24 protein-coding genes and 1 pseudogene are annotated in these 24,546 nt (G+C 44.1%); 15 read left to right on the forward strand and 10 right to left on the reverse strand.

Annotated elements, in window-relative coordinates; translation table 11 throughout:
* Positions 1 to 15: 15 nt before the first annotated feature.
* The 3 genes from ACYRYY_RS11890 to ACYRYY_RS11900 are packed head-to-tail and all read left to right on the forward strand — an operon-like array spanning position 16 to position 7,616.
* Positions 16 to 2,208: a TonB-dependent receptor gene (locus ACYRYY_RS11890; protein WP_460215822.1), complete on the forward strand. Its 2,193-nt coding sequence runs from the start codon at positions 16 to 18 to the stop codon at positions 2,206 to 2,208.
* Positions 2,209 to 2,217: 9 nt separating this feature from the next.
* Complete coding sequence (cobN, locus tag ACYRYY_RS11895; RefSeq protein ID WP_460215823.1) at positions 2,218 to 6,087, forward strand: cobaltochelatase subunit CobN; 3,870 nt, start codon at positions 2,218 to 2,220, stop codon at positions 6,085 to 6,087.
* Positions 6,084 to 7,616 (forward strand): ATP-binding protein, encoded by a 1,533-nt coding sequence (locus ACYRYY_RS11900; RefSeq protein ID WP_460215824.1) that lies wholly within the window; start codon positions 6,084 to 6,086, stop codon positions 7,614 to 7,616. The genes cobN and ACYRYY_RS11900 overlap by 4 nt, the downstream gene beginning before the upstream one ends.
* A 524-nt stretch (positions 7,617 to 8,140) precedes the next feature.
* On the opposite strand, the pseudogene ACYRYY_RS11905 reads toward ACYRYY_RS11900, so the two are convergent.
* From ACYRYY_RS11905 to ACYRYY_RS11915, 3 genes and pseudogenes are all read right to left on the reverse strand, one after another.
* Positions 8,141 to 9,112, reverse strand: a pseudogene (locus tag ACYRYY_RS11905) (recombinase family protein); the annotation flags it as partial.
* Positions 9,109 to 9,279 carry a hypothetical protein gene (locus tag ACYRYY_RS11910; protein ID WP_460215825.1) on the reverse strand — a complete coding sequence of 57 codons (171 nt, stop codon included), beginning with the start codon at positions 9,277 to 9,279 and terminating at the stop codon, positions 9,109 to 9,111. The pseudogene ACYRYY_RS11905 and the gene ACYRYY_RS11910, both read right to left, overlap by 4 nt.
* Positions 9,280 to 9,296: 17 nt before the next feature.
* Entirely contained in the window at positions 9,297 to 9,581 is a 285-nt protein-coding gene (locus tag ACYRYY_RS11915; protein WP_460215826.1) for a hypothetical protein, read from the reverse strand.
* 196 nt (positions 9,582 to 9,777) lie between these two features.
* Between ACYRYY_RS11915 and ACYRYY_RS11920 the strand changes: the two genes are divergently transcribed.
* The 7 genes from ACYRYY_RS11920 to ACYRYY_RS11950 all read left to right on the forward strand — a co-directional run bounded on the left by ACYRYY_RS11920 (position 9,778) and on the right by ACYRYY_RS11950 (position 15,621).
* Complete coding sequence (locus ACYRYY_RS11920) at positions 9,778 to 10,254, forward strand: helix-turn-helix domain-containing protein (RefSeq protein WP_460215827.1); 477 nt, start codon at positions 9,778 to 9,780, stop codon at positions 10,252 to 10,254.
* A gap of 2 nt (positions 10,255 to 10,256) precedes the next feature.
* Positions 10,257 to 10,613: a hypothetical protein gene (locus tag ACYRYY_RS11925; RefSeq protein WP_460215828.1), complete on the forward strand. Its 357-nt coding sequence runs from the start codon at positions 10,257 to 10,259 to the stop codon at positions 10,611 to 10,613.
* A gap of 112 nt (positions 10,614 to 10,725) precedes the next feature.
* On the forward strand, positions 10,726 to 11,547 hold the full coding sequence (locus ACYRYY_RS11930) for a DUF488 domain-containing protein (RefSeq protein WP_460215829.1): 822 nt from the start codon (positions 10,726 to 10,728) through the stop codon (positions 11,545 to 11,547).
* Positions 11,544 to 12,320 carry a hypothetical protein gene (locus tag ACYRYY_RS11935; protein WP_460215830.1) on the forward strand — a complete coding sequence of 259 codons (777 nt, stop codon included), beginning with the start codon at positions 11,544 to 11,546 and terminating at the stop codon, positions 12,318 to 12,320. The genes ACYRYY_RS11930 and ACYRYY_RS11935 overlap by 4 nt, the downstream gene beginning before the upstream one ends.
* 1,387 nt (positions 12,321 to 13,707) lie before the next feature.
* Complete coding sequence (locus ACYRYY_RS11940; protein WP_460215831.1) at positions 13,708 to 14,397, forward strand: hypothetical protein; 690 nt, start codon at positions 13,708 to 13,710, stop codon at positions 14,395 to 14,397.
* A 186-nt stretch (positions 14,398 to 14,583) separates the two neighbouring features.
* Entirely contained in the window at positions 14,584 to 15,105 is a 522-nt protein-coding gene (locus tag ACYRYY_RS11945; protein WP_460215832.1) for a hypothetical protein, read from the forward strand.
* A 12-nt stretch (positions 15,106 to 15,117) separates the two neighbouring features.
* A complete protein-coding gene (locus ACYRYY_RS11950; RefSeq protein WP_460215833.1) occupies positions 15,118 to 15,621 on the forward strand; it encodes a hypothetical protein in 504 nt (167 codons plus the stop codon).
* On the opposite strand, the gene ACYRYY_RS11955 is transcribed toward ACYRYY_RS11950, so the two are convergent.
* The gene (locus tag ACYRYY_RS11955; RefSeq protein WP_460215834.1) at positions 15,613 to 16,263 is read right to left on the reverse strand and encodes a hypothetical protein; all 651 of its coding nucleotides are present in this window, start codon (positions 16,261 to 16,263) and stop codon (positions 15,613 to 15,615) included. The genes ACYRYY_RS11950 and ACYRYY_RS11955 overlap by 9 nt on opposite strands.
* A gap of 210 nt (positions 16,264 to 16,473) precedes the next feature.
* Positions 16,474 to 16,761 carry a hypothetical protein gene (locus tag ACYRYY_RS11960; RefSeq protein WP_460215835.1) on the reverse strand — a complete coding sequence of 96 codons (288 nt, stop codon included), beginning with the start codon at positions 16,759 to 16,761 and terminating at the stop codon, positions 16,474 to 16,476.
* Positions 16,762 to 17,038: 277 nt separating this feature from the next.
* Between ACYRYY_RS11960 and ACYRYY_RS11965 the strand changes: the two genes are divergently transcribed.
* A complete protein-coding gene (locus ACYRYY_RS11965) occupies positions 17,039 to 17,470 on the forward strand; it encodes a helix-turn-helix domain-containing protein (protein ID WP_460215836.1) in 432 nt (143 codons plus the stop codon).
* Between the two features lie 136 nt (positions 17,471 to 17,606).
* Here the strand turns inward: ACYRYY_RS11965 and msrB are convergent, their stop codons facing one another.
* From msrB to ACYRYY_RS11990, 5 genes are read right to left on the reverse strand one after another with little or no spacing between them, the layout of a single operon-like run.
* Positions 17,607 to 18,704: a peptide-methionine (R)-S-oxide reductase MsrB gene (gene msrB, locus ACYRYY_RS11970; protein ID WP_460215837.1), complete on the reverse strand. Its 1,098-nt coding sequence runs from the start codon at positions 18,702 to 18,704 to the stop codon at positions 17,607 to 17,609.
* A gap of 3 nt (positions 18,705 to 18,707) precedes the next feature.
* Positions 18,708 to 19,850 (reverse strand): cytochrome c biogenesis protein CcdA, encoded by a 1,143-nt coding sequence (locus ACYRYY_RS11975; RefSeq protein ID WP_460215838.1) that lies wholly within the window; start codon positions 19,848 to 19,850, stop codon positions 18,708 to 18,710.
* Between the two features lie 59 nt (positions 19,851 to 19,909).
* Positions 19,910 to 21,244: an ATP-binding protein gene (locus ACYRYY_RS11980; protein WP_460215839.1), complete on the reverse strand. Its 1,335-nt coding sequence runs from the start codon at positions 21,242 to 21,244 to the stop codon at positions 19,910 to 19,912.
* Positions 21,241 to 21,912: a response regulator transcription factor gene (locus tag ACYRYY_RS11985; RefSeq protein WP_460215840.1), complete on the reverse strand. Its 672-nt coding sequence runs from the start codon at positions 21,910 to 21,912 to the stop codon at positions 21,241 to 21,243. The genes ACYRYY_RS11980 and ACYRYY_RS11985 overlap by 4 nt, the downstream gene beginning before the upstream one ends.
* 7 nt (positions 21,913 to 21,919) lie before the next feature.
* Positions 21,920 to 22,237 (reverse strand): pentapeptide MXKDX repeat protein, encoded by a 318-nt coding sequence (locus tag ACYRYY_RS11990; RefSeq protein ID WP_460215841.1) that lies wholly within the window; start codon positions 22,235 to 22,237, stop codon positions 21,920 to 21,922.
* Positions 22,238 to 22,450: 213 nt separating this feature from the next.
* Here ACYRYY_RS11990 and ACYRYY_RS11995 point away from each other — a divergent pair, with 213 nt between their 5' ends.
* Genes ACYRYY_RS11995 through ACYRYY_RS12010 form a run of 4 tightly spaced genes read left to right on the forward strand, consistent with a single transcriptional unit; the run spans position 22,451 to position 24,545 of the window.
* Positions 22,451 to 22,774, forward strand: a complete 324-nt coding sequence (locus ACYRYY_RS11995; protein WP_460215842.1) for a vWA domain-containing protein — start codon at positions 22,451 to 22,453, stop codon at positions 22,772 to 22,774.
* Positions 22,767 to 23,756: an ATP-binding protein gene (locus tag ACYRYY_RS12000; RefSeq protein ID WP_460215843.1), complete on the forward strand. Its 990-nt coding sequence runs from the start codon at positions 22,767 to 22,769 to the stop codon at positions 23,754 to 23,756. The genes ACYRYY_RS11995 and ACYRYY_RS12000 overlap by 8 nt, the downstream gene beginning before the upstream one ends.
* Positions 23,753 to 24,187 (forward strand): TonB-system energizer ExbB, encoded by a 435-nt coding sequence (gene exbB, locus ACYRYY_RS12005; protein WP_460215844.1) that lies wholly within the window; start codon positions 23,753 to 23,755, stop codon positions 24,185 to 24,187. The genes ACYRYY_RS12000 and exbB overlap by 4 nt, the downstream gene beginning before the upstream one ends.
* Positions 24,168 to 24,545 carry an ExbD/TolR family protein gene (locus ACYRYY_RS12010; protein ID WP_460215845.1) on the forward strand — a complete coding sequence of 126 codons (378 nt, stop codon included), beginning with the start codon at positions 24,168 to 24,170 and terminating at the stop codon, positions 24,543 to 24,545. Before exbB ends, ACYRYY_RS12010 begins: the two co-directional genes overlap by 20 nt.
* The last annotated feature ends 1 nt before the right edge of the window (position 24,546 follow it).

Below are 24,546 nucleotides of genomic sequence, written 5' to 3' on the forward strand. Positions count from 1 at the left end.
CGGGAGGAAGTTTTAATGAAATTCTGTAAAGGATTTGCGGTTATATCAGCCGCTGTTCTCCTTGCTTTCGGTGCGGAAGCACAGGAGAAGGATATTTTTACCCTTGAGGAGACTGCCATAACAGCCACAAGAACGGAAATTGCGGTGGAAGATGCACCTGCAAGCGTTAGTGTTGTTACGCAGGAAGAGATAAAAAGTCTTGGTGCTACCACCCTTGATGAAGTGCTTCGGCATGAAGCAGGTGTTATTCTCCGCCGTGACAAGGGGATTGCAATGGCAACACCCCGTGTGAGTCTCAGAGGACTCGGAGGAGACAGCAGAACGCTCGTGATGCTTGACGGTATGCCTCTTAATGACGGCTACAGCTCAGGAGTTACATGGACTCAACTCGGTATAGAAAACGTTGAACGCATAGAGATAACAAGAGGTCCGGGTTCTGCCCTTTACGGAGGCAATGCTCTGGGCGGAGTTATCAACATTATTACCAAAAAACCTTCCGGAAGGGAGATAAAAGCCACAGTGGGCGCAGGCAGCGATAATACTCGTAAATACAGCGCCTCATACGGCGATATGTTTACAGATAAATTCGGAATGCGTATAGGCTTTGAACACGAAAAGAGTGACGGATATCCCGCCACAACCACAAGACGCTCGATTACCACTACTCAGCCGTCCACAGATGAACTCACCGGAGGATATCCGGGCAAGAGCGCATCCGGTTCAGACACTTATATTGTCGGTGATGCAGGCGATAACTGGGGTGAACGCAACAATGTAAACCTTCAGTCATATTTCACTCCGGACGCATCAAGTATGATAACTTTTAATGCCCAGTGGGGAAGGCATGAATATGGATATGACAGACCCCATACTTATCTGACAGATTCTAACGGAAATCCTTCATACAGCGGTTACGTTGATCTTGGTAACGGCAGATACGCTTCCGTCAGTCCTAATAATTTTATCTATTATATGGGTAACGGAGATGAGGAATACACAAGCCTTGCCCTTATGTATGACAAAGAGTTTGAAAACATTGTACTGAATGCTAAGGTCGGTTACAGCTATAAAACAAAATGGTACACAACTGCCGGCAGCTCAGGCACTTATGATAATGCTGCTGGTTCCCTTACGGATTCTGATCTCTACACATGGTATACTGATGTTCAGCTTTCAGGTAATATCGGGCAAAAACACAAGCTCACAGGCGGGATGACATACCGTACAAACGATTTTGAACAGGCAGGATACAGCCTTTCATTTTATCGTGATGAAGACAGCAAAACTTCCAAAAATGAAATAACCGAAGGAAAAGATCAGTACTACGGGGTGTATATTCAGGATGAATGGACACTTCCCGCCTCTTTTACCCTTTTCACAGGAATACGCTATGACTACTGGAGCGCATCTGACGGCAAGGCAGGACAGATAGGCAGTGAGGAAACTTTCTCCGAACCCCATGACGATGCCTTCAGCCCCAAGGTTGCTCTTGTATGGAACCCCATTGAGGATACTGTGCTTAGAACCTCATACGGAACTGCCTTTCGTGCGCCTAACATCTACGATATGTACCGTTCATGGAGATCAGGCACAACAAATTATCACTCAAACCCCAACCTGAAGCCTGAAAAACTGGAAAGCTGGGAAATAGGTGCTGATCAGTTTTTCTTTAATAAAAAGCTTAAAGTATCTGCAACTTACTACAACAGTGAAATAAAGGATGCAATAGAGAGAACCAACAGCGGATCTGACAGATATACTGATAACGTGGGTAAGGCAAGTATAGACGGTTTTGAACTTGCCCTTGAAGCACAGCCTGTAAAAGGGCTCAAGCTCTGGGCTAACGGCTCATGGGTTAACAGCGAAGTTCTTGAAAACAAAAACAAACCGGAAATTGAAGGCAAGGAACTTACTGATGTACCTGATGTTATGTATAACATCGGCGGAATTTATAAGTGGAAATTCCTGAGCATTGCTCTGGACGGAAACTATCAGGGACGCATTTATACCAGCGATATGAATGATGACATTAACGGTGTTTATGCTTCATATGACGAACGCTGGATATGGAATACAAGGATAACTGCGGAAGTCGGAAAACATGTTGAGGTTTCCGGTGCGGTTACCAACATCTTTGATAAGGAATATTTTGATTATTATGTGGGGCGTGAACGCTCATACATGTTGGAACTTACTGCCAAATTTTAGGGAGAGCAAATGCGGATAACAGCAATAGTATGGAGCAGTCATGCTCAGGCAATAGAAAAAGGCGCATCTTCGCTGCCGTTTATAGAAATGACTATGTTTGCCTCAAAAGAGATAGCACGTAATGAAGACCTGCTCAAAGAGGCGTTCAGGGATGCGGAAGGAGCAGACCTTGTTCTGCTTTACCGCTCTGCGGATGTTTTCTGGAACGAGGTTGAGGCGCACTTTAAAGAGAACAGACCCGAAAATATAGTCTGCCTGAGTCATGATCCTTCATACTGGACGCTTTCTTCCGTTTCGCCGTCTGTTCTGCAAAGGTGCATGGACTATCTGAGGATGGGCGGAGAGGAAAATGCAGGGCGTATGCTCCGCTTCCTCGCAAGTGAGACCAAAAAGGCGGACTGCGAAGTTCTTCCTCCTTACGAATACCCGTGGCAGGGGATTTATCACCCCGCTGCCCCTGTATCATACTACGAATCAAACCTAACTTACCTCGGCTGGTACGGCAGCTATGCGGAAAACAAAGGCATAGCCGCCGCACCGGCGGTGGGTGTTCTCTTCAGCAGACACTACTGGGTAAACGGACAGGCAGAACTTGAAAACAAACTTATATATGCACTTGAGGATGCAGGCATGCGGGTCATACCTGTTTTTTCAAACGGCACAAAGGACAGTGAAACCGGCTCAATAGGAAGCGGAGCCGCCTCCGAGCTTTTTTTTACCGAAGGCGGTAAAGTGCTGATTGATGCCTTTGTAAAGCTCCAGACCTTTTATCTTAACTACACACGGGGTTCTCAGCTTGCTGATACGGGTAACGCAAAAGGGGGCGTTGAGCTTCTGAAAATGCTGAATGTACCTGTATTTCAGCCTTTTGTGTCGTCATACAAAACAACAGACGAATGGATGAACGACCCTCTCGGTGCAGGTTCTGATGTAGCATGGTCTGTTGCCATGCCGGAGTTTGAGGGAGTTATAGAGCCCTTTATTATAGGAGCGCTCAAAAAGGATGAAAGCGGAATCATAAATGACCGTGAGCCCATTCCTTCCCGGTGTGCTGAACTGGCTGCACGGGTTGCGGAGCGTGTGAAGCTTAGAAATGTTCCCGCCGGGGAGAAAAAGATCGTGTTCATGCTCCATAATGCTCCTTGTTCGTCTGTGGAGGCAACAGTCGGTTCCGGTGCCGGGCTTGACTGCCCGGAAAGCGTGGTTCGTCTCATGAGGCTTATGAGTGAGCATGGCTACAATATAAACCGCATACCTGAAAGCGGAGAGGAACTCGCTCAGGAGATCCTTGCAAAAAAAGCGATCAGTGAATTCCGCTGGACGACAGTGAATGAAATAGTTAACAAAGGGGGCACGCTTGCCCTTGTTGAAAATGATAAATACCTTGAATGGTGGGATGAACTGCCGGAAAAGGTGAAAAACAGAATGGCTGAGAGCTGGGGGAATCCTCCCGGTGAAGCTGTCGGCGGAATGCCCCCCGCAATGGTTTATGACGGAAAAATTGCCGTGACAGGGCTGGATTTCGGCAATGTCCTTGTTTGTGTTCAGCCTAAGAGAGGCTGTGCAGGTGCAAGGTGCGATGGTGAGGTCTGTAAAATACTCCATGATCCCGATGTTCCGCCTCCGCACCAGTATCTTGCGACTTACAGATGGATAGAGAAAGTCTACGGCGCACATGCCGTAATCCATGTGGGAACCCACGGAACCTTAGAATTTCTGCCCGGAAAGGGTGTCGGTCTTTCCGGTGAATGTCTTCCAGAAATAGTGATAAATAAGCTTCCTCATCTATATATCTACAATGCGGACAATTCACCGGAAGGAATAATAGCCAAAAGACGCAGCTATGCTACGCTGGTGAACCATATGCAGTCTCCGATGATGCAGGGCGGACTGTACGGCGATTATGAAGAGCTGGACCGAACCATAGGGGAATGGGAACAGGCAAAAAACAATGACCCGGGCAGGGCGCACATGATTGAGCATCTCATAACGGGTCTGCTGGAAAAAATGAAAATGCAGGATGAGCTTGGCTTTGAGGATTTCAACTCAGCACCGTTCGCCGAAGTCAAGGAAGCTGCACATAATATGCTCAGTCGTATGCGCAATACATGGGTTCAGGACGGCATGCACATATACGGGTTTCTTCCTGAAACAGAGGAAAAAGAAGCCGGTTATGTTTACGGTATCCTCCGCTATGACAGCGGGGATGATATAAATCCAAGAAGACTTGCGGCATCACTTCTGGGATTTGAACTGGAACATATGCTTGCTAATCAGAAGCTTACAGATACTGAAAGCGGAAAAAGCTTTGGCGCACTCCTTGAAAAAGTTGAACAGAAGGCTCTGGAACTTGTTGAGCTGCACCTTTCAGGAGGCAGTGAACCGGAGCTTGCGGGAGATTTGAGCGCAAGATTCCGCAGCAGAGTGACCGATTTAAGAAACAGGCTGCGGGAATCAAGGGAAGACCTTGCATTAATGAACGCCGCTGACGGCGGTTACACTCCCGCAGGTGCATCAGGGCTCATTTACAGAGGAAAGGACGATGTTCTCCCCACCGGTCGGAATATGTTTTCTCTCGATCCAGAAAGCGTGCCCACAAAGGCGGCTGCGGTTCTGGGCAATGCTCTTGCTGTGAAGCTTGTGGAAAAATATCTGAATGAGGAAGGACGCCTGCCGGAAAATGTGGCAATTTACTGGATGTGTGCAGACATTATGTGGTCTGACGGTGAAGGCATGGCACAGATAATGTCCCTTCTTGGTGTACGCCCTGTATGGAAAAGAAACGGCAGAGTACATGACTTTGAGATAATTCCCATCAATGAACTGGGAAGACCGAGAATAGATGTAATCATAAGGGTATCAGGAATAACAAGGGATAATTTCCCTGACCGTATAGCCCTTGTGGACAGAGCCGTTCAGGCGGTGGCGGCGCTGGATGAGCCTGTGGAGCTTAACTATGTTCGCAAGCATACTCTGGCGTCCCTTGCTTCGGACGGCATCGAAAAACAGGACAAAGATGCTTTCCGCAAAGCGGCAAGGCGTGTCTTTTCCGCCGCTCCGGGTTCATACAGAGCAGGGGTAAATCTTGCTGTTTACGCTTCGGCTTGGAAAGAGGCAGGAGATCTGGCAGACATATTTGTAGCATGGAACGGTTTTGCCTACGGAGACGGATACGGCGGAGAGCCCGCATTTAAAGAGCTTGCACGTTCTCTTGCAACTGTTGATGTAACATTCAATAAAATCATGGATGACTCTCACGACCTTTTGGGCTGCTGCGGGTACTTTGGCAGCCATGGCGGTCTGAGCGTTGCCTCAAGCCACATCAGGGGTGAAAAGGTACGCAACTATTACGGCGATACAAGGGAAAAGAGTTCTGTCGAAGTCCGCACCCTTGCCGATGAACTCCGCCGCATTGCCCGCACGAAACTCCTCAACCCCAAATGGATAGAAGGGATGAAACGTCACGGCTACAAAGGCGCAGGCGATATTTCAAAAAGGGTAGGAAGGCTCTACGGATGGGAGGCTTCCACCGGAGAGGTTGACGATAAAATATTTGACGACATCACAAGAGCCTTTGTGGAGGACAGGGAAAACCGTGACTTTTTCGAGAAACATAATCCGTGGGCTCTTGAGGAAATGGCAAGAAGACTTCTTGAGGCGGAGAAAAGAGGGCTCTGGAATGCTGAACCTGAACTCCTTGAAACACTTAAGGATACTTACCTTGACATAGAAGGCTGGCTAGAAGAACGCACCGGAGACATAGAAGGCGAGTTTCAGGGCGGAACAATAGATATAATAGGTGCTGACGATGTTCAGGGCTGGAAGGACAAAATAGACGGAATCCGTAAAACTGTTGCATCAATCAGGGAAGGCAGATGAAAACGGTTCATCAGCCGGTTTTTCCTTTTACAGCGATAACAGGGCAGGAGGATATGAAGCTTGCCCTTATTATAAATGCAGTCAATCCCAGAGCGGGCGGCGTTCTTCTCCGTGGAGAGAAAGGAACTGCAAAATCCAGCGCTGTGAGGGCTCTGGGTGCGCTGCTGGATAAGCCGTTTGTTGAGCTGCCGCTGAATATCAGCGAGGACAGATTCCTTGGCGGGATAGATATTCAGGCGGCAGTAAAGCACGGCAGAAATTCCGTGAAAAAAGGTATAGCCGCCGATGCCCACAGAGGGTTTCTGTATGTGGATGAGGTGAATCTTCTGGATGATCATATAGTTGACCTCCTCCTTCATACGGCATCAAACGGCCTTGTTCAGCTCCAGAGAGAAGGTGTTTCCGCTGAATATCCGGCAGAGTTTGTTCTCTGCGGTTCCATGAACCCTGAAGAGGGTGAGCTTCGTCCGCAGTTTCTGGACAGGTTCGGTCTTGCGGTGCAGGTTTCCTCTTCCGGCTCTGTTGCAGACAGAGTGATGCTGATGGAGAATAGAGAGCTTTTTGATAATGAACCGGAATCTTTCATAAAAGCACATGAAGACAAAGAAAACAGCCTTAAAAAAAGGATAGCTGATGCCGGAGAGCTTCTGCCCTTTGTTTCTGTCAGTCAGGAAATAAAAACTCATATTGCCGAAACAGTGCTGGCTGCAAACGCCGCAGGACACAGGGCGGACATCATAATAACAGAGGCGGCAAAAGCCATAGCCGCATTTGACAAAAGAACGGAAGTTACAAAAGAAGATGCTGACAAAGCAGCAGAATTTGCCCTTCTGCATAGACGAAACGAAATGCAGGGTTCATCGCCCGAAGGCGGGGAAAATTCTGACAGCGGCGAAGATAAAGACAAAAAAGAACAGAGTGAACACAACGAACAGAAGAGTAAAGGCTCAAAAAACGAAAACAGCAGTGAGGCGGATGCCTCTCCCGAACAGAAACAAAACGAAGGCTCTGAAACCGAAACCGTTTTTGCTGCCGGTGAGCCTTTCAGGGTGCGCCGCATAGAAGCTCCAAAAGACAGAAGAATCAGACGCGGCAGCGGGCGCCGTACAAGATCCAGAACATCACTCAAACACGGGCGCTACGTACGCTCAAGTGATAACAGACGCTCAGATGACATCGCAATAGATGCCACACTGCGTGCCGCCGCACCTTTTCAGAGATTCAGAACAGCTCCGGACGGCATGGCGTGGGCATTAAAACCGGAAGATATAAGAGAAAAAGTGCGGGAAAAACGGACAGGCAGCTTTATCCTGTTTGTGGTGGATTCCAGCGGTTCAATGGGGGCTAAAAGCCGCATGAGCGCCGCCAAAGGTGCTGTGCTTTCCCTTCTCCTTGATGCCTACCAGAAGAGAGATAAGGTTGCGATGATAACCTTTAGGGACAAAAAGGCGGAAACCGCACTCAGCCCGACTTCATCTGTTGAACTTGCGGAAAGGAAGCTGCGTGAACTTCCCACCGGAGCGGCATAGCTCAAACTCGAACCCACTCGATAGTTTAATCCCGTGTTGGAGTTAAAAACTCCCTTGTTAATTGTAGTGAGAAGTTCGGAATCTAATTCAACTGGACGTTCGCCTGTATTGAAGATGATAATCATTTTCCCGTCGTAAAGATAGATCCTGTTAACAAAAGTGTTTATAAGGCTCCGGCGGTATTTGACAGTGTCGGTATTGCCTTTCTTGAGCTGAGAGAGAAAGAATTTTATCTGTGGAATTGAGAGATCCAGAAGCTGGGATTCTTCAATGGCGATCTGTGCCTCTATTTCAGACTTTTCTGTTTCCATCCGGGCGAGTTCATCAAAGATTGTCCGCCTGACGCTGTCAACTTCGCATAATTTCAGGGAATTGAGCAGATTGAGCTTTTGTTTGCCGCTATCAGTCAGAAGTTTTTGCAGTCTATCCAGGTTTGTTGCCTCTCTTTCCTGATCGCAGATAGCGACAACCTCATTGGCTATTGTATCAATATTCCTGTCAGTCAAGAGCTTACGACATTCGCTTACAACCAGATCTTCAAGCAGATCTCTTTTAACATACTTTTTGGCACAGGTTTTCTTCTTTGTATTGGAGCAGACATAGTAATAATGCAGTGATTTAGTTTTAGATGTGGCGGAAACTCCTGTAATCGTGTCTTTGCAGTAGCCACAGAATAACTTGCCGGATAGAAGGTACTCCGCTTTACGTCCCCTTGCGGGCGCAAGGCTTGTCATATAGAGCTTCTCTTGAACGCTGTTAAATAAAGCGTCAGAAACGATACGAGGCACAGCGTTCGGTGTCTCCTTGCCTTTGAAGGTATAAATACCTATATATTTCTTGTTCCGCAGAATCACCTTGAGGGAGCTTTTGTTGAAGTTAACCCCTCTGGAGGTTTTGAGCTGCTGGCTGTTCATGAACTCATTAATTTTGGCAATACTGTCGCCGTTTGCGTACATTTCAAAGATTTTCTTTACAAGAGGCGCTTTGTCGGGATCGATCAGATATTTTCTGTTCTCGTCAACCTTATAGCCAAGCGGTGGAATACCACCGGGGCTGAGAAACTTGCTGGCGCTTATTTCCCGGCCCCGTTTGATTTTCTGGCTTAATTCCACACTGTAATATTCTGCCATTGCTTCAAGCAAACCTTCGACAAGGATGCCGCTGGCATCATCAGTTATGTTTTCCCTTGCAGACAGGACACGGACGCCGTTCTTTTTCAATTTGGCCTTGTATGTGGCGCTGTCGTAACGATTGCGGGCAAAACGGTCAAGCTGATAAACCAGAACGAAGCTGAAATGCTTTTTTGCACTATCAGCAACCATCTTAAGGAATTGAGGACGGTTGTCAGTCGTCCCGGACAATGCACGGTCAATATACTCCCCAATCACAGTATAACCGCTTCTTTGAGCGAAATCATAACAGACCTTTAGCTGTCCCTCGATTGATTCCTCTCTTTGGCTATGCGAGCTGTAACGGGCGTATATTACGACATTCATTTGCTTTCCTTATCCAAATATTTCAAGTATTCTTCCTGATTATTTTTTATATAATCAATTATGTCAAATACAATATTAAAGGCTATATGGTGGGCCTGTTCCTTGTTCAGTTCCGTTTTGAGGTCTGATTCGACAATTACAGTGTCACTTACAGCTTTTTCTTCCATGCTCACCTCTCAGACGATCATTGCTTGCTTTGATCGCCAAAAAGCCTGATGGTAGCTTTTGAAGGCTGCAAGGTTTTTAAGATCTCAGGCATATAATACATCGTGCGCCCTTTCTTTTTGTGCTGTGTTGTATGCCTGTCGAATTCAAGCACACCTTCGTCAAGCAGCCTATCAAGAGATACCGGCGACATCCCCAATATCTTTGCACAATCTTCTCTGTTCGCAAATACAGGTATCGGGTGAATGTACCTGTCGGCCAGTGCTGCCGAAACAGCATTAGTAATACTTTTCTCAAGATCCATAATCTTATTCCTTTTTTAATTAGTTGGCACATAGACAGCCGAAGCTGAGGGTCGATAATAGGATCTTATTTACTATATATTTTTAAAGCAGTCAATATATATTTTAGATAAGTTTAAAATATATTTGAACTATTCGTATATAATTTAGTCTTGCATTTGTTCTGTTAATATAGTAAGAGATATGGTGAGGTAACTAATGTCAACAACGATAGGCTCCCGGATCAAGTCGATCCGGCTGAAAAATGGCGCAAACCAGACTGTTTTTGCCACTAAGCTTGGAACAACCCAAAGCTATCTTTCCGCCGTGGAAAAGGGCAAAAATGAACCCACAGAGTCAATAATAAACCTCTTATCACTCAATTTTGGCGTTAACAAAGAATGGTTGCTGACTGGAGCTGGTGAACCGTACAATGAAGGGTATTTAAACGAAGTAGATCCTGAAACACCTTTAAATGTAAGAATATCTGATTATGAGCTATTAGAGCTTATTATCATGAATATTGAAAGCTACCTTGTTGAAAAGAAAAAAGTGGTGACGCCCGCTGCGAAAGCCCGCTTTATCATGTATTTTTATAAGCATTTTACAAAAGACAACCCAAACTATGACGCCAAAGAGATTAAGAAGCGCATAGAGAACTCTATAGATGTGCTGGCAACAGTTATTGGTGATTAAGTATGGATATAACCAAAGGGCAAGCCCAAAACTTAAAGGAAGAAAAATTACACGATGAGCTGGTTCAGGTGGTCAATAAGTATTCAAAGTTAACGATATACTATATGATTGTGGCTTTTGTCGTTGGAGTGGTACTCAACTTCTTTATACACATTGGATTTGTATTTCTGGCAATATGCCTTATCTTTATCCCTCTGTATGTTATCGCATACAGGCATTCAAAAGATGAGATAATAGATAAGATTATAGCACTAGAGGATTTTGATACCTCATCTAATAAAGCTTTCACAGAGGAACTACGAAAGCGCAATGTTCTTTTTGCATATTTCTGGGGACTTCGTAGACGTCAGCAGCGCTAATCTTTAGCCCGCCAAAGTTCCTCTTTGGTGGGTCGTGGGGTTCAAGGGGCGGCGTTAGCCCCTTGGTAAGGGAAAGGTATAATAATTGCTAAAGTAAATTCAGGAGTGTGTAATGCTTTATCATAGACAAAAAAACTTACTAGAGTTGCTTCATGCAAGTGGTCCTGTAGGTAAGACTAAACTAATGAAACTTGCGTTTTATGCAAAAGAAAAGCTTATCAAGTCAAATCAGGCATTTTATGATTTTTCTCCCTATAAATATGGGGCTTATTCTTTCCAATTAGAAAAGGATCTGAGTACCCTCATTGATATGGAATATATTTCCAAAGATGATGATTTGTATTCAACAAGGGGAATTAATAGTGATACTTCCTTTATTAAAAGGCAAATGTCAAAATATTTTGAAATGAATGCAAATGACTTAATGTTTAGCGTTTATAATGAATATCCTTATTATACCATCAATAGCATAAAAACATCCAACCAATATGAATTTCCTGAAACACAATACAACAATTTTTACACTATTGGTTATGAAGGGCATTCGATAGACTCATTTGTTAATTTGTTAATAAAGAATCAGATCGATAGCATCATGGATGTGCGCGGCAATCCTATATCTCGTAAATTTGGCTTTTCAAAGAATATACTTGAAGACGTTTTGAGTAAGTTGAAAATCAAATATGTATCTGCAAGATCGCTTGGTGTGCCATCACATATCAGAACTCTGCTTGATACACATGGTCTAGAAAGATATTTTACAATGTATGAGGACTATTTAAAGGATAAAGCCGACGATATTGAACATTTTTCAAATATAATTAATGAAAGTAGAAATGTAGCGTTACTTTGCTTTGAACATAATGCAAATGAATGCCATAGAAGTGTATTAGCAAGTAACCTCTTAACAGATAAGGGAACTGTCAATTTATGAGTGAATGGGAAGAGCAAGAAGTTCTATTTACAGTAAAAACCTATCCTAGTCCTTCGACAAGCTATAATGAGACTGTATGTACAGCAGGTATCACTAGAGATGGCAGATTTATCCGTGTTTATCCTATTCCATTTCGATATCTAAATGAAATGCAGCAATTTAAAAAATATGAATGGGTAAGAGTTAAGGTTAGAAAAAGTGACACAGACCACCGTTTGGAAAGTTACAAGGTGGATTATGACTCTATAAAGCCTACTGGTGAATTTGTAAAGGAATGGAGTGAAAGATTGCATTACCTTAAACCATTTATAAGAAAATCTACAAATGCACTCGACAATGAGAATATGACACTAGGACTCATAAAGCCAGTCAAAATACATGATTTGATTTGTTCAGAAGACGATGGCGAGTGGTCAGCAAGGCAGCAGGCGTGTCTTTCACGATTAACGATAGATAATATATTAAACGAGCGGAAGCTATTACCACTGGAAAAAATACCTCATAAGTTTCAATTCCGTTTTGACGATCATGAGGAAAATCACACAATTATTGTGAAGGATTGGGAACTATATGCACTTTATTTAAGGTATAAAGGCAGAAATCCAACAGATATTGTATATGATAAGTTTTTTAACCAGATTTGTAGTGATAAAAATGATGTATACTTCATCATGGGAACAATGCACCGGTTCAAGAGTTGGCTAATTCTTGGAATTTTATATCCTCCAAAAGGTACAGATGCCATCAAAAAATATACAATAGAGGATTTTTAAAAGCTACTACACGTCCTTGATATAAATTAAAACCCCACAATCTACCATCACCATAATGTTACATCAAACTCTACCCTGTCCATATTGATTATCAGCGAATTTCCCTCATAATAACCTCATGTTTTCTTCGCGTATGCGAACTCTTTCCATCAGGTGGAAAGATCCAGCCACTACATTTTGCTTTTGGAGCACTGTGTGAAAGTGGGCAATCATTAATGAACGAGTAACCGGAAAAGGATGAAGGACGAACCTGGCACGTGTAGAGCGTGGTGAAATCCCAAGTAAGGCGAAAGTTACTACTATTTTAACGAGCTGATTTATTCGGCGGAAATCATTTTATCATTGTACATCAGCGGTTTATTTATAAACCGCGAACATTAATAACGAATTTGGTTCGGAAAAATTAATCACTTCATACAGCCTTTGCAAAAGGCTGTTCCGCTAGTATTTTTAGCGGATTCATTATTTAAAAGTCTGTGCAGACGCTGAGCCGTCAGCAGATGCATAGATGTAACCCTTTATTACCATGCAATGCATGATTACATAGATAGGACATAATCTAATTATTAAGTCCCGGCTCTGTGCCCGTAAGGGTGGCAGGGTGTTATGGCGCAAAATGATGAACTCACCACTCATCGACAGTAGCCATAACGGGCGTCGCCGGATGCAATGAGAGTTGCTCGTCCGGTGGCAACGAGGGCTGGAGCGTAAGAACTCCTTCTACTCAATGGGATAAAGACTTTGGGCGACAAGGAAATTGTTGGCGAAAGCCAGCACGATATATTTGAAGTGGTGAGGCTTGATATCCTTTCATTTTGGAGAAAAGCGTAATCCACCCGGTGGGATGGCAGTAATGCCATAACACTCGGCGCGGCTGGGGACGGTAGCGCGCAAGCGTTCATATACAGTAATGTATAACCGAAATAGCTCAACCAGTAGAGGCCCGTAGACCACGGTTTACGACCAAAGCGTCCTTTTGCGGAAGGATGCGACCGCGTGAGAGATAACAGAGAGGCGAGGCCAAACCGCTTTGAAGGCAATGTGTACTGAAATCCTCATTTGGAAAGTAAGACAGCGCTTCCAGATTCGGCTGTGGGCAACCGCAAGCATTGTCGGAGCAACCTGACTGCTATCTCGACGACTATATCTAACTTGGAAAGACCCGAACGGCACTCGAATGAGTGTGCGAGGGAGGATTAGCGGAATTGAATACCGTCAAGGTTCTTGGCAGGGCAGTCAAGAGCCGTTGTGTAGCTGGAGTGGTGTCCGGCGCTTTACACACGGGAAAGATTCCACCCTATGAGACTTAATAATTAGATTGAGATCCCCTTCGCGGGGGATCTTGTACCCAGAAGGTAGATTCTACCGTTCACTCGCGAGGTGACCTATGAATTATGGCTATTATCTATGCACATGCTGGCAAGCCTTTATCCAACAGATAGTACACAACGTATCGCATGGATACTATTACTATCATTACCACACATTAACCGAGAACCGGCGGCCCAAGCTCCCGGAGATAGACAAGAAGATTGAAACCCGCTTTGCAACCGATAGAGCAAAGGATAAGCGTTACCGCGCAAAGAAAAACGGCGAATGTAATTATTTTTACCTTCGCTATGGGCTACAGCTCATCATCATGCGGACGGACGGTAACGAAAGGCATGCAGCACGGCAGGAACAACGCTTTGACGACATCAGGGAAGTGCCGCTCGAAATACGCATTGAGGGCGACGGCAATCTGGTGTTGAAGCTGCATCGCAAGGCGGTCAACGGGATCTCGGTATGCTTAAGTAAGGCCTGTTACAGAGATAAGAAAGTAGAATTACTGGAGCTGGTGGAACACCGGCGTACTATGCAGGTAATATATCTATTTAATATGTTAAACGGTATTCCGGCCTACTCGGGAGTGACGGAACACAAGAAATTATTGCTGAAAGAGGTACTCAATGCGGCAAAGAAACATGGTGTCAAGCTTAGTAAGGATGATTTCCGCCTAAAGACTAAGCTGGTGAAGTATAAAGTATTTGTAAATGAAAAACCTCTGATTAAGCAGAGGAGGCGTCGGGCAAGCTGACCGCTAAGCGGCTGCGGGCATTGACGTCAAAGTGCCGGATGGCGGAAACGCTTATTTATTTGGAGGCGTTCCGGCACTTATACTCCACCGTTCCGTCAGTGTACGTCTTGGACTGCACTGGCGGGCGGCGGGGTTTTTAAAAACTGGTATCTTGATTTATATTGACTAATATGTCACGATTATTTTATGAAGTATGGATTAACCTCGATAGATAATATCCCTTATCTGAATAAAACCCAGCTTGAAGGTAGATTTGTCAATACAGTTTTCTATGATGATGACCAATGGCATATGTACACTAATACATCGAGCGGTCTTATAAAAATGCATGTTATTGATGCAAAAGAAACAATATATTTTGCTAAAGAACCTGCACTTGATACTGACTTTTACTACTACACGCTTGACTTTTTATCACAGCATGCAAACTACATGTTTATTCGTAAATCTTTTAAAGGACTTACAGATGATATTTACAACTTGAGTACATCACTTTATAAAATACGCTTTTTTGAAAATAGCGATGCTCTGGTAGGCTATCAGCAAGTAATTATAACCGAATTAGAATATTTTTTCATTGTGTGTCGTAGTCTTTTTGACTTAATGCAAGATGTGATTTCCCAGTTATGGCATAACATCAGCCTAAGTGATACGACAATAAGGAAATCAGAAATACCTAAATCTTTTAATAGTATGCTGAAATGTTAAACAATAGAAGAAATGATGTTAAAATATGGCTTACCTCTTGATTTAGCGCAATGTTATTTCAAACATAAAAGTTTTTTTCATAACTTAAAAACCCTGCGCGATAATATAGTCCATAATGGAAGCAGGCTTGATGTTATTTACAAAGAAGATACAAAAGGATTTTTTGTGTCAAAACAGTTCAAGCCCTTTGATAAATATCCAATATGGCTAAGTGACGAGGTCAAACCTAATGAGTTAGTTCCATTAATCCCTGCATTGGAATATTTTATTTACAAAATATTAGCTGCATTTGATAGTTTTTCTATAATATTAGGACGCGTTATCAAATGGCCAGCCAAAGTGACTAAAGATATGTATTTGTTTATGCGAGGTGATCACACCTATTGCTTAAACGAGTCTATACAAAGTACTACTTGTCGAATTAAAAAACAGGATATTATAATAGATATGGCTATTTCAAACTATTTGAAAAAATCCAAACCAAACCTTCACTACAATAACCCTAGATTAATATAACAGCTTCTTCTCGCTATCAATGCACTCTTGGCAGCGCTGGTAGATGCCATCTTTTAATTCCAGTTTCTTGGCAAAAGACGAACATTTTCCTGTAAATATTGGACAGCCGTAGCACTCTGTATCAGATGCCAGGATTTCTTCAATATGAAGTTCTGACGGCATATTAAAAATATCGCCTTCGTACCTGAACACTGCAATTTCTATATTGCGCGGACGAATACCCCTTGCTGCCAGCCATTCATCATAGGTCGGCAAAGCATTATACGCCTGTTCGCCCATTCTGGCTCTTGCCATATCATACAGAACATGAAGATGACCGCCGTCTACACGGATAACCTGTCTCAGACAGTAAGCGCAATAAGCGTTATCCCAATCGGGTGCATAGATGTTTTTAGTCTCATAGCACCCGCAATATGGGCAGAACGACTCTTCATCAAAGCCGTAACCGCTACGTCTTTTTTCAATGCGGTACTTCAACCTTACTAAAGCAATCTTTGCCGGAATCTCTATCTTTGGTACAAAAGACAAATGATTCTTCAAGTATTTCTTGAATTTGCGAGGAACACGCTTAAAAATGCGTGTGTTATATTTAGAGTTGTAGGTCATAAATCTGTCGTAATACTTATTATAGTCAAATAGCATAGATACATCCTCTCATCGTTCAGACCGCCACACCAGAGGCAAAGAGCGTCAGGCACGCTTAACAGCATTGCATAGTGCGGCAATCCATAATACTCAAGGGGGAGGCTCGCCCCTATAGTCCAATCCAAAACAAAAAGTTATTTACTTCACATTTTTTCCATATTTTTAGTCTTTTTATTGTTGCTGTCTTTGTTCAATCCTCCTTGCCATTTAATCTACAACCCTTCTACCCTGATCGTGCTGCAGCACAAGCAACCGCCGAGCCTCCAGCGGCTTTCTATCTCTTTTAATCATTTGTTCATCCGGTGTAAGCGTTACTATAACGCCGCCAGCTACTAAGAATAGTAGACCATCGTAAAAGTAAAGGCATTTCGAGCTTCTTTTAAAGCGTTTAACGGATTCATAATTCTGAAAGCCCTCAATAGTAATTCGCATTTCATATTTATTCTTATTTTCATCAATCGGAACAAGGAAAGCTCTCCCTTTAAGTCTTTGCATTATATTCTCCTAATGCTTTTTTGAATTTTAAAATCATAGATATTCTTTAAATACAGTACTTACAAACTTTTTAATAAAGAAGTTACACCTATTTTAAATTCATTTTTCATTTTGTGAATATTCATTTTTTCTTTATATAATTGATTTAATCAAGTGTCAATATTTTTAATACCGTAATCTGAAATATGTATAATTTGATATAGGTATAACTTGTTATAGCGGTTGTCTTTTAAGGCGTACGGTGTGTTAATCCTTCTAGTAAATAAAGGGGTTACACATGGCAAATAAAACCTTACGTGAGATTTATGCAAAGAATATGCGAACAATCAGAAGCAAATTAAGCTTGTCGCAAGAAGCGTTAGCCGAACGAGCAAAGATGCACCGAAACTATCCCGGCAAGATTGAGCGCTGTGAGCTAAATATAAGAGTGGAAATGATGAATAAGATCGCCAAAGCGCTGAATACAAGCATATGTGTGTTGCTAGGCGGCTCTGTTATCCCGACAAGACGTGTGAAAATCACAACAATTCTCGCTGAGAATACCAAAAAGATTAGACTTGAACAGGGTTTGTCGCAGGATATGATTCATAAACGTGGATTTCAAAGAACTTATATCAGTTCAATCGAGCAAGGACGCAATGTTTCAATAGATACAATCGAGAAACTGGCAAAAGTCTTGAAAGTAAAGCCGTACAAGCTGTTTGAATAAAAAACCCCCAACCTGAAAAGTTGAGGGTCTTTTCACCCTGTTCTATAAAACCTGCAACCCTACCACAAATTGCAGGTTTCTATGAGGAATAGGAGTATATCTTTGTTAACACTTAGTTGTTAAGAAAGTATTAAGATCATTTAACAAATCCCTTTAAATCGCCATATCCTTGTGCTTCCATATCGTCATAGGAAACAAAACGGATTGAGACACTATTGATACAATACCTCAAGCCGCCTCTGTCCTTTGGGCCGTCATCAAACACATGTCCCAGATGGGAGTTCCCGACACGGCTCCTTACTTCGATACGCTTCATGCCAAAGCTTTTATCTTCGTATTCCAGAACAGTTTCAGGATCAATGGGCTTGGTAAAGCTCGGCCAGCCGCAGCCGGAATCAAACTTATCGGCGGATGAAAACAGAGGCTCCCCGGTGACAACATCCACATAGATCCCCGCCTCTTTGTGATCCCAGTATTTACCTGAAAAGGCTCTTTCCGTCCCGGCTTTTTGCGTGACATTATATTCTTCTTTGGTCAGCATTTTTTTCAATTCCGCATCACTTGGCTTTTTATACTTTTGCGGGTCCACAATCCCTTTGTGCTCGACCTGCACCTCATCCAGGCTGTCAAAGCTGATATGGCAGTAGCCGTTCGGATTCTTTTTCAGATAGTCCTGATGGTATTCTTCTGCAAGATAGTAATTTTGCAGCGGCATCAGCTCAACTGCCAGCGGCTTGGAATACTTTTTCTGCACTTCTGCCATAACCGCCTCCAAAACAGGTTTATCAACAGGATCAACAAAATACATCCCAGTCCGGTACTGACTGCCGACATCATTTCCCTGCCGGTTGACGCTGGTAGGGTTGATTATCTTAAAAAGCTGCTCTGCAAGTGTTTTTAAGCTGATAATTTTAGGGTCATACTGAATGTGTACTGTTTCCGTATGCCCTGTCTTGCCGGAGCAGACTTCTCTGTAAGTCGGATTAACCGTTGTGCCGTTTGCATAACCGACGGTGACGTCATAAACACCGGGAACACGCGCAAAATATTCCTCAACGCCCCAGAAACAGCCGCCTGCAAAATAGATATCCTTTAAATTTTTTGTATCAATCATTGCTTTATACCTTTCGTTCATTCCGTCAGCCGTATTTGAACGCTTGTCTGCTCCTCCGGCCATAACGGCCACGGCGGCAAGAATCCCTGCAAGGATTATCAATATAATAATTTTTTTCATAATTTAACTCCTTTTATAAGATGTAAGATTTTTGTTTATCTGCTCGTTCATTTCATCACCGATTGTTGTTTTAATAGGGTTACCCGTTTTATCAAGGTAAACCGCTGTCGGGTAAGCCCTGACACCAAATTCTTTTGTTATTCTGCCTGATTCGTCAAAATAGACGGGAAAGGAAAGCTCCTGAGCGTTTGCCCATTCGATAAAATCCGTCTTGCTGACCTCGCCGTTCAGCCCCGGCGTCACAATCGAGATGACTGCCACATCTGTGGAGGCATTATATTGCTGCGCCAGCTTTGAAAAATCCTCCAGCCCCGCAAGGCAAAGGGGGCACCATGTTGTCCAGAATTTAATGTAGACCGTTTTTCCCTGAAGCTCCACAAGGGTCAATTCATCCCCCTGCAGACTGGTTAAACTAAGTTCATACGCCGGATTAGCTGAATACGAAACAGCTTGCGGCTGCACATGCTCTGCCTTCATGAGGTTCACCTGATTCGACAACATCCACACGCCCATCGCCATAATCAGAATGCCTCCCGCAATGCGAATTTTGCCGAAATGAGGATAGATTCCTTTCACCTTTGTCATAAGCTTGTGTGAGCCGAAAGCAAGGATAAAGAAGGGTATACTCAATCCCAATGAATAGACAAGCAACAATCCGCCGCCTGTCAGAGCGTTTCCCTGCTGTGAGGACAGGCCCAGAACCGCTCCCAACACAGGGCCGACACAGGGCGTCCATCCGAAAGAAAAGAGGAAGCCCAGCGCAAAAGCGCCTATCAGCCCATTATTCGGGTTAAAACGCACCGATAATTTCTTTTCTCTGTAAAGAAAAGGTATTTTTATCAGGCCTGTCTGATGAATACCAAACAGAATAACGATCACAGCACACACAATAAAGAAGGTATGGCTGTTGATAACATGTCCCAAGGCCCCCGCCGCAACGCCCAGAATGAAGAACGAGGCAGAAAGACCTGCTGTAAAAGCCGCAGCTTTTATAAAACTGGTTTTCACCGAAGCCTGACCTGCACTCTGCCCACCGGAGAGATACCCGATATAGACAGGCAGCAGAGGTAAAACACAGGGTGAAAAAAAAGATAAAAGACCCGCTCCGAAAACAGCAAGAACAAAGCCTATTGTGATTATTTCCATACTTACACTCCAAAACATATAATTTGCTGAGTCTACTTTACAATAGAATTGTTAAGAAATTATTTAGACAGAATTATTTCGAAAGTTGTGCCAATCCCTTCGTGGCTTGCTATATTCATCATCCACCCATGCTTGTCCACAATGAGTTTCACAAGATATAGGCCAACACCGCGGCTTGTTTTATAGGTGTCGGAATGATAGAAGCGATCAAATACACTGTTGATGGCATCCTGACTGATCCCTTCCCCGGTGTCGGCTATTGTGAGGGTTATTTTGCTTCCTGACCGTTTCAGAGAGATGGAAACCGATCCGCGAGCCGTATATTTTAGAGAATTGGAAAGAATATTTATGATCATTTGGGAATATCTGACCTTATCAAGCTTAAGGGTAATGCTGTCCTCGATATCACAGTGCATTTGAAGCCCTTTCTTCGCCATACTCCCCTGATAACCAATACAAAGCTTCTTTGTTATCTCAGAAATATCGGCAGGGCTTACCATAATATCAAAATTCTCGTTATCATACATCAGCCGGTCTTCAAGCTCGTCCAGCAGTTGCGCCAGCCGCGTAATTTCTGCGTGCATGGACTCCATGCGCTCGCTGTCCGCCGTATAAATCCCGTCAATAATGGCTTCCACCTGATTGAGAAGGATTTGAAGCGGCGTGCGCAGCTCATGGGAAAGCTCTGTGGTCAGGTCTCGGCGAAAACGCTCCTGATTGAGAAGTGATTCCCCCAAGGCGTTTATGGATGTGGCAATTTGGTTCATCTCCCTGACTGTGCTTTTTATTTCGATCCGGCTTGTGAGATCCCCTTTTGAGATGTCACCGGCAGTTTTTGCTATGGAATTGATCGGCTTAGACAGACGGTAAAAGAACAACAGCGAAATAAAGGCCCCGATCACACTGATAGCGAAAACAGAGAGAACGATCAAGAATGCGCCGCTCTTTCTAAAGGCTTCTTCTTCCGGCGAGGTGATATGGTTTGTAAAATAGCCTGCGGTAAGCGTTCCCACGGTTTTGCCGTCCACTGTCACGGGCAGGGTCATGTTGGTATAGACGTGGTTTTCATTGGCGCAGCACCGCTCGACATTGTCCTCGGTGGTGTAGACGACATGCCCGTCGTTATCCTTTAAGGTAAAGTAATCACCGGAAATTTTCGCGGATTCCCCCGTTTCTGTACCATCGTAGTCGTTCCATGTGTGATACATCATATAGTGCATGCTGACTTTGGTGGCGAGCATTTGTTGAGTTTCGGCATGGATCATATCCACATAGTGGGAGAAAAAGCGATCCATTATCTTAAGCCCCGCAAAAACAAAAACGATGACTGTTGCCAGCGTCACCACAATGAAGTAAGACATGAACAGCTTGATAAAAGGCTTGCCCTTGCTCATTCACGCTCCACGCCGAGTATATACCCGCTCCCATGAACTGTTTTCACAATTTCAGGGTTTTTCGGGTCCTCTTCGATTTTCTGCCGCAAATGCCTGATATGCACATCAATCGTGCGATCAGATGACTCAACGGATTTTATGTTCTCAATAAGCTTATCCCTGCTGACAATTATTTTTGGATTGCTGGCAAGGCACAGTAAAATGCTGTACTCATTGGGAGTCAGCTTGATATCCTCGCTGTTTTTCTGAACGGTGCGGCTGTCGGTGTTCATAATGATATGACTGCCGAGCCGGATTGTGTTTTCAGCAGGTTTGCTGCGTCTTAAGACTGCTTTGACACGGGCGGCAAGCTCACGGGGGCTGAAAGGTTTCGTCAAGTAATCATCCGCGCCGCATGAAAATCCGTTAATTCTTGATTGTTCAGTCTTTTTGGAGGTCAGCATGATCACAGGCGCAGAGAAATTTGCCACAACATATTCGCAAAAATCCTCTCCGTTGCCGTCCGGAAGCATCAGGTCGAGAATAATAAGGTCAACCCTGTCTGAAACGCTTTCCATCGCTTCTGTGACGGTTGTAACATGCGTGACGGTATACCCGTCACGCTTAAGGTATTCCATAACTGTTTCCGCAATTTTTACTTCATCTTCCACAATCAGGATATGATACATTGATGGCCTACATACCTTTTTTCATTGAGCCGCTGTCCATGCTGTCTTTCATGTTGCCGTCCGGCATATCTTTGTCCATCATATCATCTTTCTTCATCATGTCACCATCTTTTGACATATCGTCCATGCCGCCGGACATAGATTTATCCTTATTCATGGACATATCATCGTTCATCATGCCTTTATCCCCAGACATATCTTTTTTCATGGTATCTTCCGTCATGGGTTTGTCTTTAGACATATTGTCCTGAGACATTTTTTTGTCGTTGGCGCAAGCCAGGCAAAAGGAACATAACACGCAAAACACGACTAATGCTTTTTTCATAAAAAGCCTCCTAAATTTGATATTCAGGTTTATAAAGGAGAATTGTTAAGAAAATATTATGGAAATTACCATAATCTAAAAAGCAGACTCTGAGCGAGAAGCAAGTGATATTATTTTAGATAGATTGAAACCGCAAAGCCGCCTCTAAAGTAGATTACTTTAGAGTTCGACTTTGCGCCTACGGATGGAGGGCGAACCCCTCTTACTTCTGCTTTGAACGAGGGGAAAAAGCTTACGGACAGATATCTCCGCCATAACCCTGATGCAAAGCCCATCGTCATACTGCTTACGGACGGACGGGCAAACTTGCCCTTTGAAGAGGGGCAGAACCCCAGAAAAGAGGCGGCACAGGCAGCTGAACTCTGGGCGAAAGATCAGCGCATTCATTTTATAGTGATAGATGCGGAAAAGAAAGGGCTTGTGGATTTCGCCCTTGCCGGAGCGCTTGCGGAACAGCTTGGTGCGGACTTTTTTGAAATAAACGAACTAAGGGCAGACACTTTGCTGAATGCCGTTAAAAGGAGCATAAATGAATAGAAAAATTTACCCGTTTCCTGCCATCGTGGGTCAGGATGAGCTTAAAAAAGCACTGGTGCTTAATGTCATAAATCCATCTGTGTCAGGGGTTCTGATACGTGGAGAAAAAGGAACTGCCAAATCAACCGCTGTGCGCTCTCTGGCGGAGATACTGCCTGAAATTGATATTGTTCCTGAGTGTCCGTATAATCTTTCCCCGGAGGATTCAGCCCGTGTCTGTCAGATTTGCGGGCGTGAGGAATGTTCAGAGAATAAGAGTTCTGTAAGAAGGCGTGTTCCTGTTGTGGAGCTGCCTGTGGGAGCGACGGAGGACAGGGTAGTGGGCGCTCTGAACCTGGAGCATGCTCTTAAAGGCGGTGAAAGACGGTTTGAACCGGGACTTCTTGCCTGGGCAAACAGAGGAATTCTGTATGTGGATGAGGTGAACCTTCTGGAGGATCATATAGTTGATGTTCTTCTTGATTCTGCCGCTATGGGCGTGAACACTGTGGAGCGTGAGGGTATCTCCTTCTCTCACCCTGCCAGATTCACACTTGTGGGAACAATGAACCCGGAAGAGGGAGAGCTTCGTCCTCAGCTTCTGGACAGGTTTGGTCTGTGCGTGACAGTGAGCGGCATGAAGGATGCCGAAAAACGTGTGGAAGTGATCGAGCGCAGGCTTGCATTTGAAGAAAATCCGGAGAAGTTTATGGAAAACTGGCAGGCGGAATGTGACCTGCTGCGTGATAAGATAACAGCGGCAAAGGCTCTTCTGCCTCTCGTGGAGGCGGACAGAACATCTATGATGCGTATAGCGGTGATCTGCATGGAAGCCGAGGTGGATGGTCACAGGGCGGATATAATAATGCTCAAAACAGCCAAAACATTAGCTGCATGGAACGGAAGAAAAGCTGTTTCGGATGAGGATATCCTTGAAGCAGCAAAGTTCGTACTTCCGCACAGAATGAGGAGACAGCCGCTCCAGCAGGTAGGCAGAGCATGAATAATCTTACGCAGCTTATCGACTACGGCGTTATAGGGGTCTTGGGTTTAATGAGTGTTGCTGCTGTTGCGGTGGCTATAGAACGTTTCCGCTTTTTTGCAAAAGTTGAGCCTGATTGCTACAAAACAGTTCAGGAATACGAGGCTGTGCTGACCAGAAGACTTTATATAGTTGCGACCATAGGTACTAATGCGCCTTATGTGGGGCTTCTGGGAACGGTTCTCGGCATAATGCAGACATTTTACGCTATGGGGCTCACTGGCTCTGCGGATGTAACAGCTATCATGACCGGACTGGCACTTGCGCTCAAAGCTACTGCGGCAGGGCTTGTGACGGCTATTCCCGCTATTGTGCTGTATAACATTCTGCACAGAAAAGTAAACGAGCTGATACTCATGAAGGAGGCATCCCTTGCGGGAGAAAAGCTTTGACTCTATAAATGTTGTACCCTTCATTGACATCATGCTGGTTTTGCTCACCATAGTTCTTGCAACTGCAACCTTCATAAAAACGGGGGTTATACCTGTGAAACTGCCCGAAGTCAGCCATGCGGAAGCCTTCAGAGAAACTCCTGCTGTTGATGTGACAAAGGACGGTGTCTATCTGTTTGATGGGAAAGAGATCAATGCTGAGGAACTTAAGAGTATGCTTAGTACAATGAGTAATGAAACTGTTATTACTGTCCGTGCTGACAAAGAATCGCATATTCAGCCTTTTGCTTTGCTTATGAGTATTCTGAACGAAAAGGGTTTTGAGAAAATAAACCTCCAGACGGAGATTGAGAACTGAA

This window comes from Geovibrio sp. ADMFC3 (assembly GCF_054687035.1).

Excerpts from the sequence above, each read along its gene's own strand:
- ACYRYY_RS11890 (WP_460215822.1), top strand. The coding sequence starts at position 16 with ATGAAATTCTGTAAAGGATTTGCGGTTATATCAGCCGCTGTTCTCCTT.
- cobN (WP_460215823.1), top strand. The coding sequence starts at position 2,218 with ATGCGGATAACAGCAATAGTATGGAGCAGTCATGCTCAGGCAATAGAA.
- ACYRYY_RS11900 (WP_460215824.1), top strand. The coding sequence starts at position 6,084 with ATGAAAACGGTTCATCAGCCGGTTTTTCCTTTTACAGCGATAACAGGG.
- ACYRYY_RS11910 (WP_460215825.1), bottom strand. The coding sequence starts at position 9,279 with ATGGAAGAAAAAGCTGTAAGTGACACTGTAATTGTCGAATCAGACCTC.
- ACYRYY_RS11915 (WP_460215826.1), bottom strand. The coding sequence starts at position 9,581 with ATGGATCTTGAGAAAAGTATTACTAATGCTGTTTCGGCAGCACTGGCC.
- ACYRYY_RS11920 (WP_460215827.1), top strand. The coding sequence starts at position 9,778 with ATGTCAACAACGATAGGCTCCCGGATCAAGTCGATCCGGCTGAAAAAT.
- ACYRYY_RS11925 (WP_460215828.1), top strand. The coding sequence starts at position 10,257 with ATGGATATAACCAAAGGGCAAGCCCAAAACTTAAAGGAAGAAAAATTA.
- ACYRYY_RS11930 (WP_460215829.1), top strand. The coding sequence starts at position 10,726 with ATGCTTTATCATAGACAAAAAAACTTACTAGAGTTGCTTCATGCAAGT.
- ACYRYY_RS11935 (WP_460215830.1), top strand. The coding sequence starts at position 11,544 with ATGAGTGAATGGGAAGAGCAAGAAGTTCTATTTACAGTAAAAACCTAT.
- ACYRYY_RS11940 (WP_460215831.1), top strand. The coding sequence starts at position 13,708 with ATGAATTATGGCTATTATCTATGCACATGCTGGCAAGCCTTTATCCAA.
- ACYRYY_RS11945 (WP_460215832.1), top strand. The coding sequence starts at position 14,584 with ATGAAGTATGGATTAACCTCGATAGATAATATCCCTTATCTGAATAAA.
- ACYRYY_RS11950 (WP_460215833.1), top strand. The coding sequence starts at position 15,118 with ATGATGTTAAAATATGGCTTACCTCTTGATTTAGCGCAATGTTATTTC.
- ACYRYY_RS11955 (WP_460215834.1), bottom strand. The coding sequence starts at position 16,263 with ATGCTATTTGACTATAATAAGTATTACGACAGATTTATGACCTACAAC.
- ACYRYY_RS11960 (WP_460215835.1), bottom strand. The coding sequence starts at position 16,761 with ATGCAAAGACTTAAAGGGAGAGCTTTCCTTGTTCCGATTGATGAAAAT.
- ACYRYY_RS11965 (WP_460215836.1), top strand. The coding sequence starts at position 17,039 with ATGGCAAATAAAACCTTACGTGAGATTTATGCAAAGAATATGCGAACA.
- msrB (WP_460215837.1), bottom strand. The coding sequence starts at position 18,704 with ATGAAAAAAATTATTATATTGATAATCCTTGCAGGGATTCTTGCCGCC.
- ACYRYY_RS11975 (WP_460215838.1), bottom strand. The coding sequence starts at position 19,850 with ATGGAAATAATCACAATAGGCTTTGTTCTTGCTGTTTTCGGAGCGGGT.
- ACYRYY_RS11980 (WP_460215839.1), bottom strand. The coding sequence starts at position 21,244 with ATGAGCAAGGGCAAGCCTTTTATCAAGCTGTTCATGTCTTACTTCATT.
- ACYRYY_RS11985 (WP_460215840.1), bottom strand. The coding sequence starts at position 21,912 with ATGTATCATATCCTGATTGTGGAAGATGAAGTAAAAATTGCGGAAACA.
- ACYRYY_RS11990 (WP_460215841.1), bottom strand. The coding sequence starts at position 22,237 with ATGAAAAAAGCATTAGTCGTGTTTTGCGTGTTATGTTCCTTTTGCCTG.
- ACYRYY_RS12000 (WP_460215843.1), top strand. The coding sequence starts at position 22,767 with ATGAATAGAAAAATTTACCCGTTTCCTGCCATCGTGGGTCAGGATGAG.
- exbB (WP_460215844.1), top strand. The coding sequence starts at position 23,753 with ATGAATAATCTTACGCAGCTTATCGACTACGGCGTTATAGGGGTCTTG.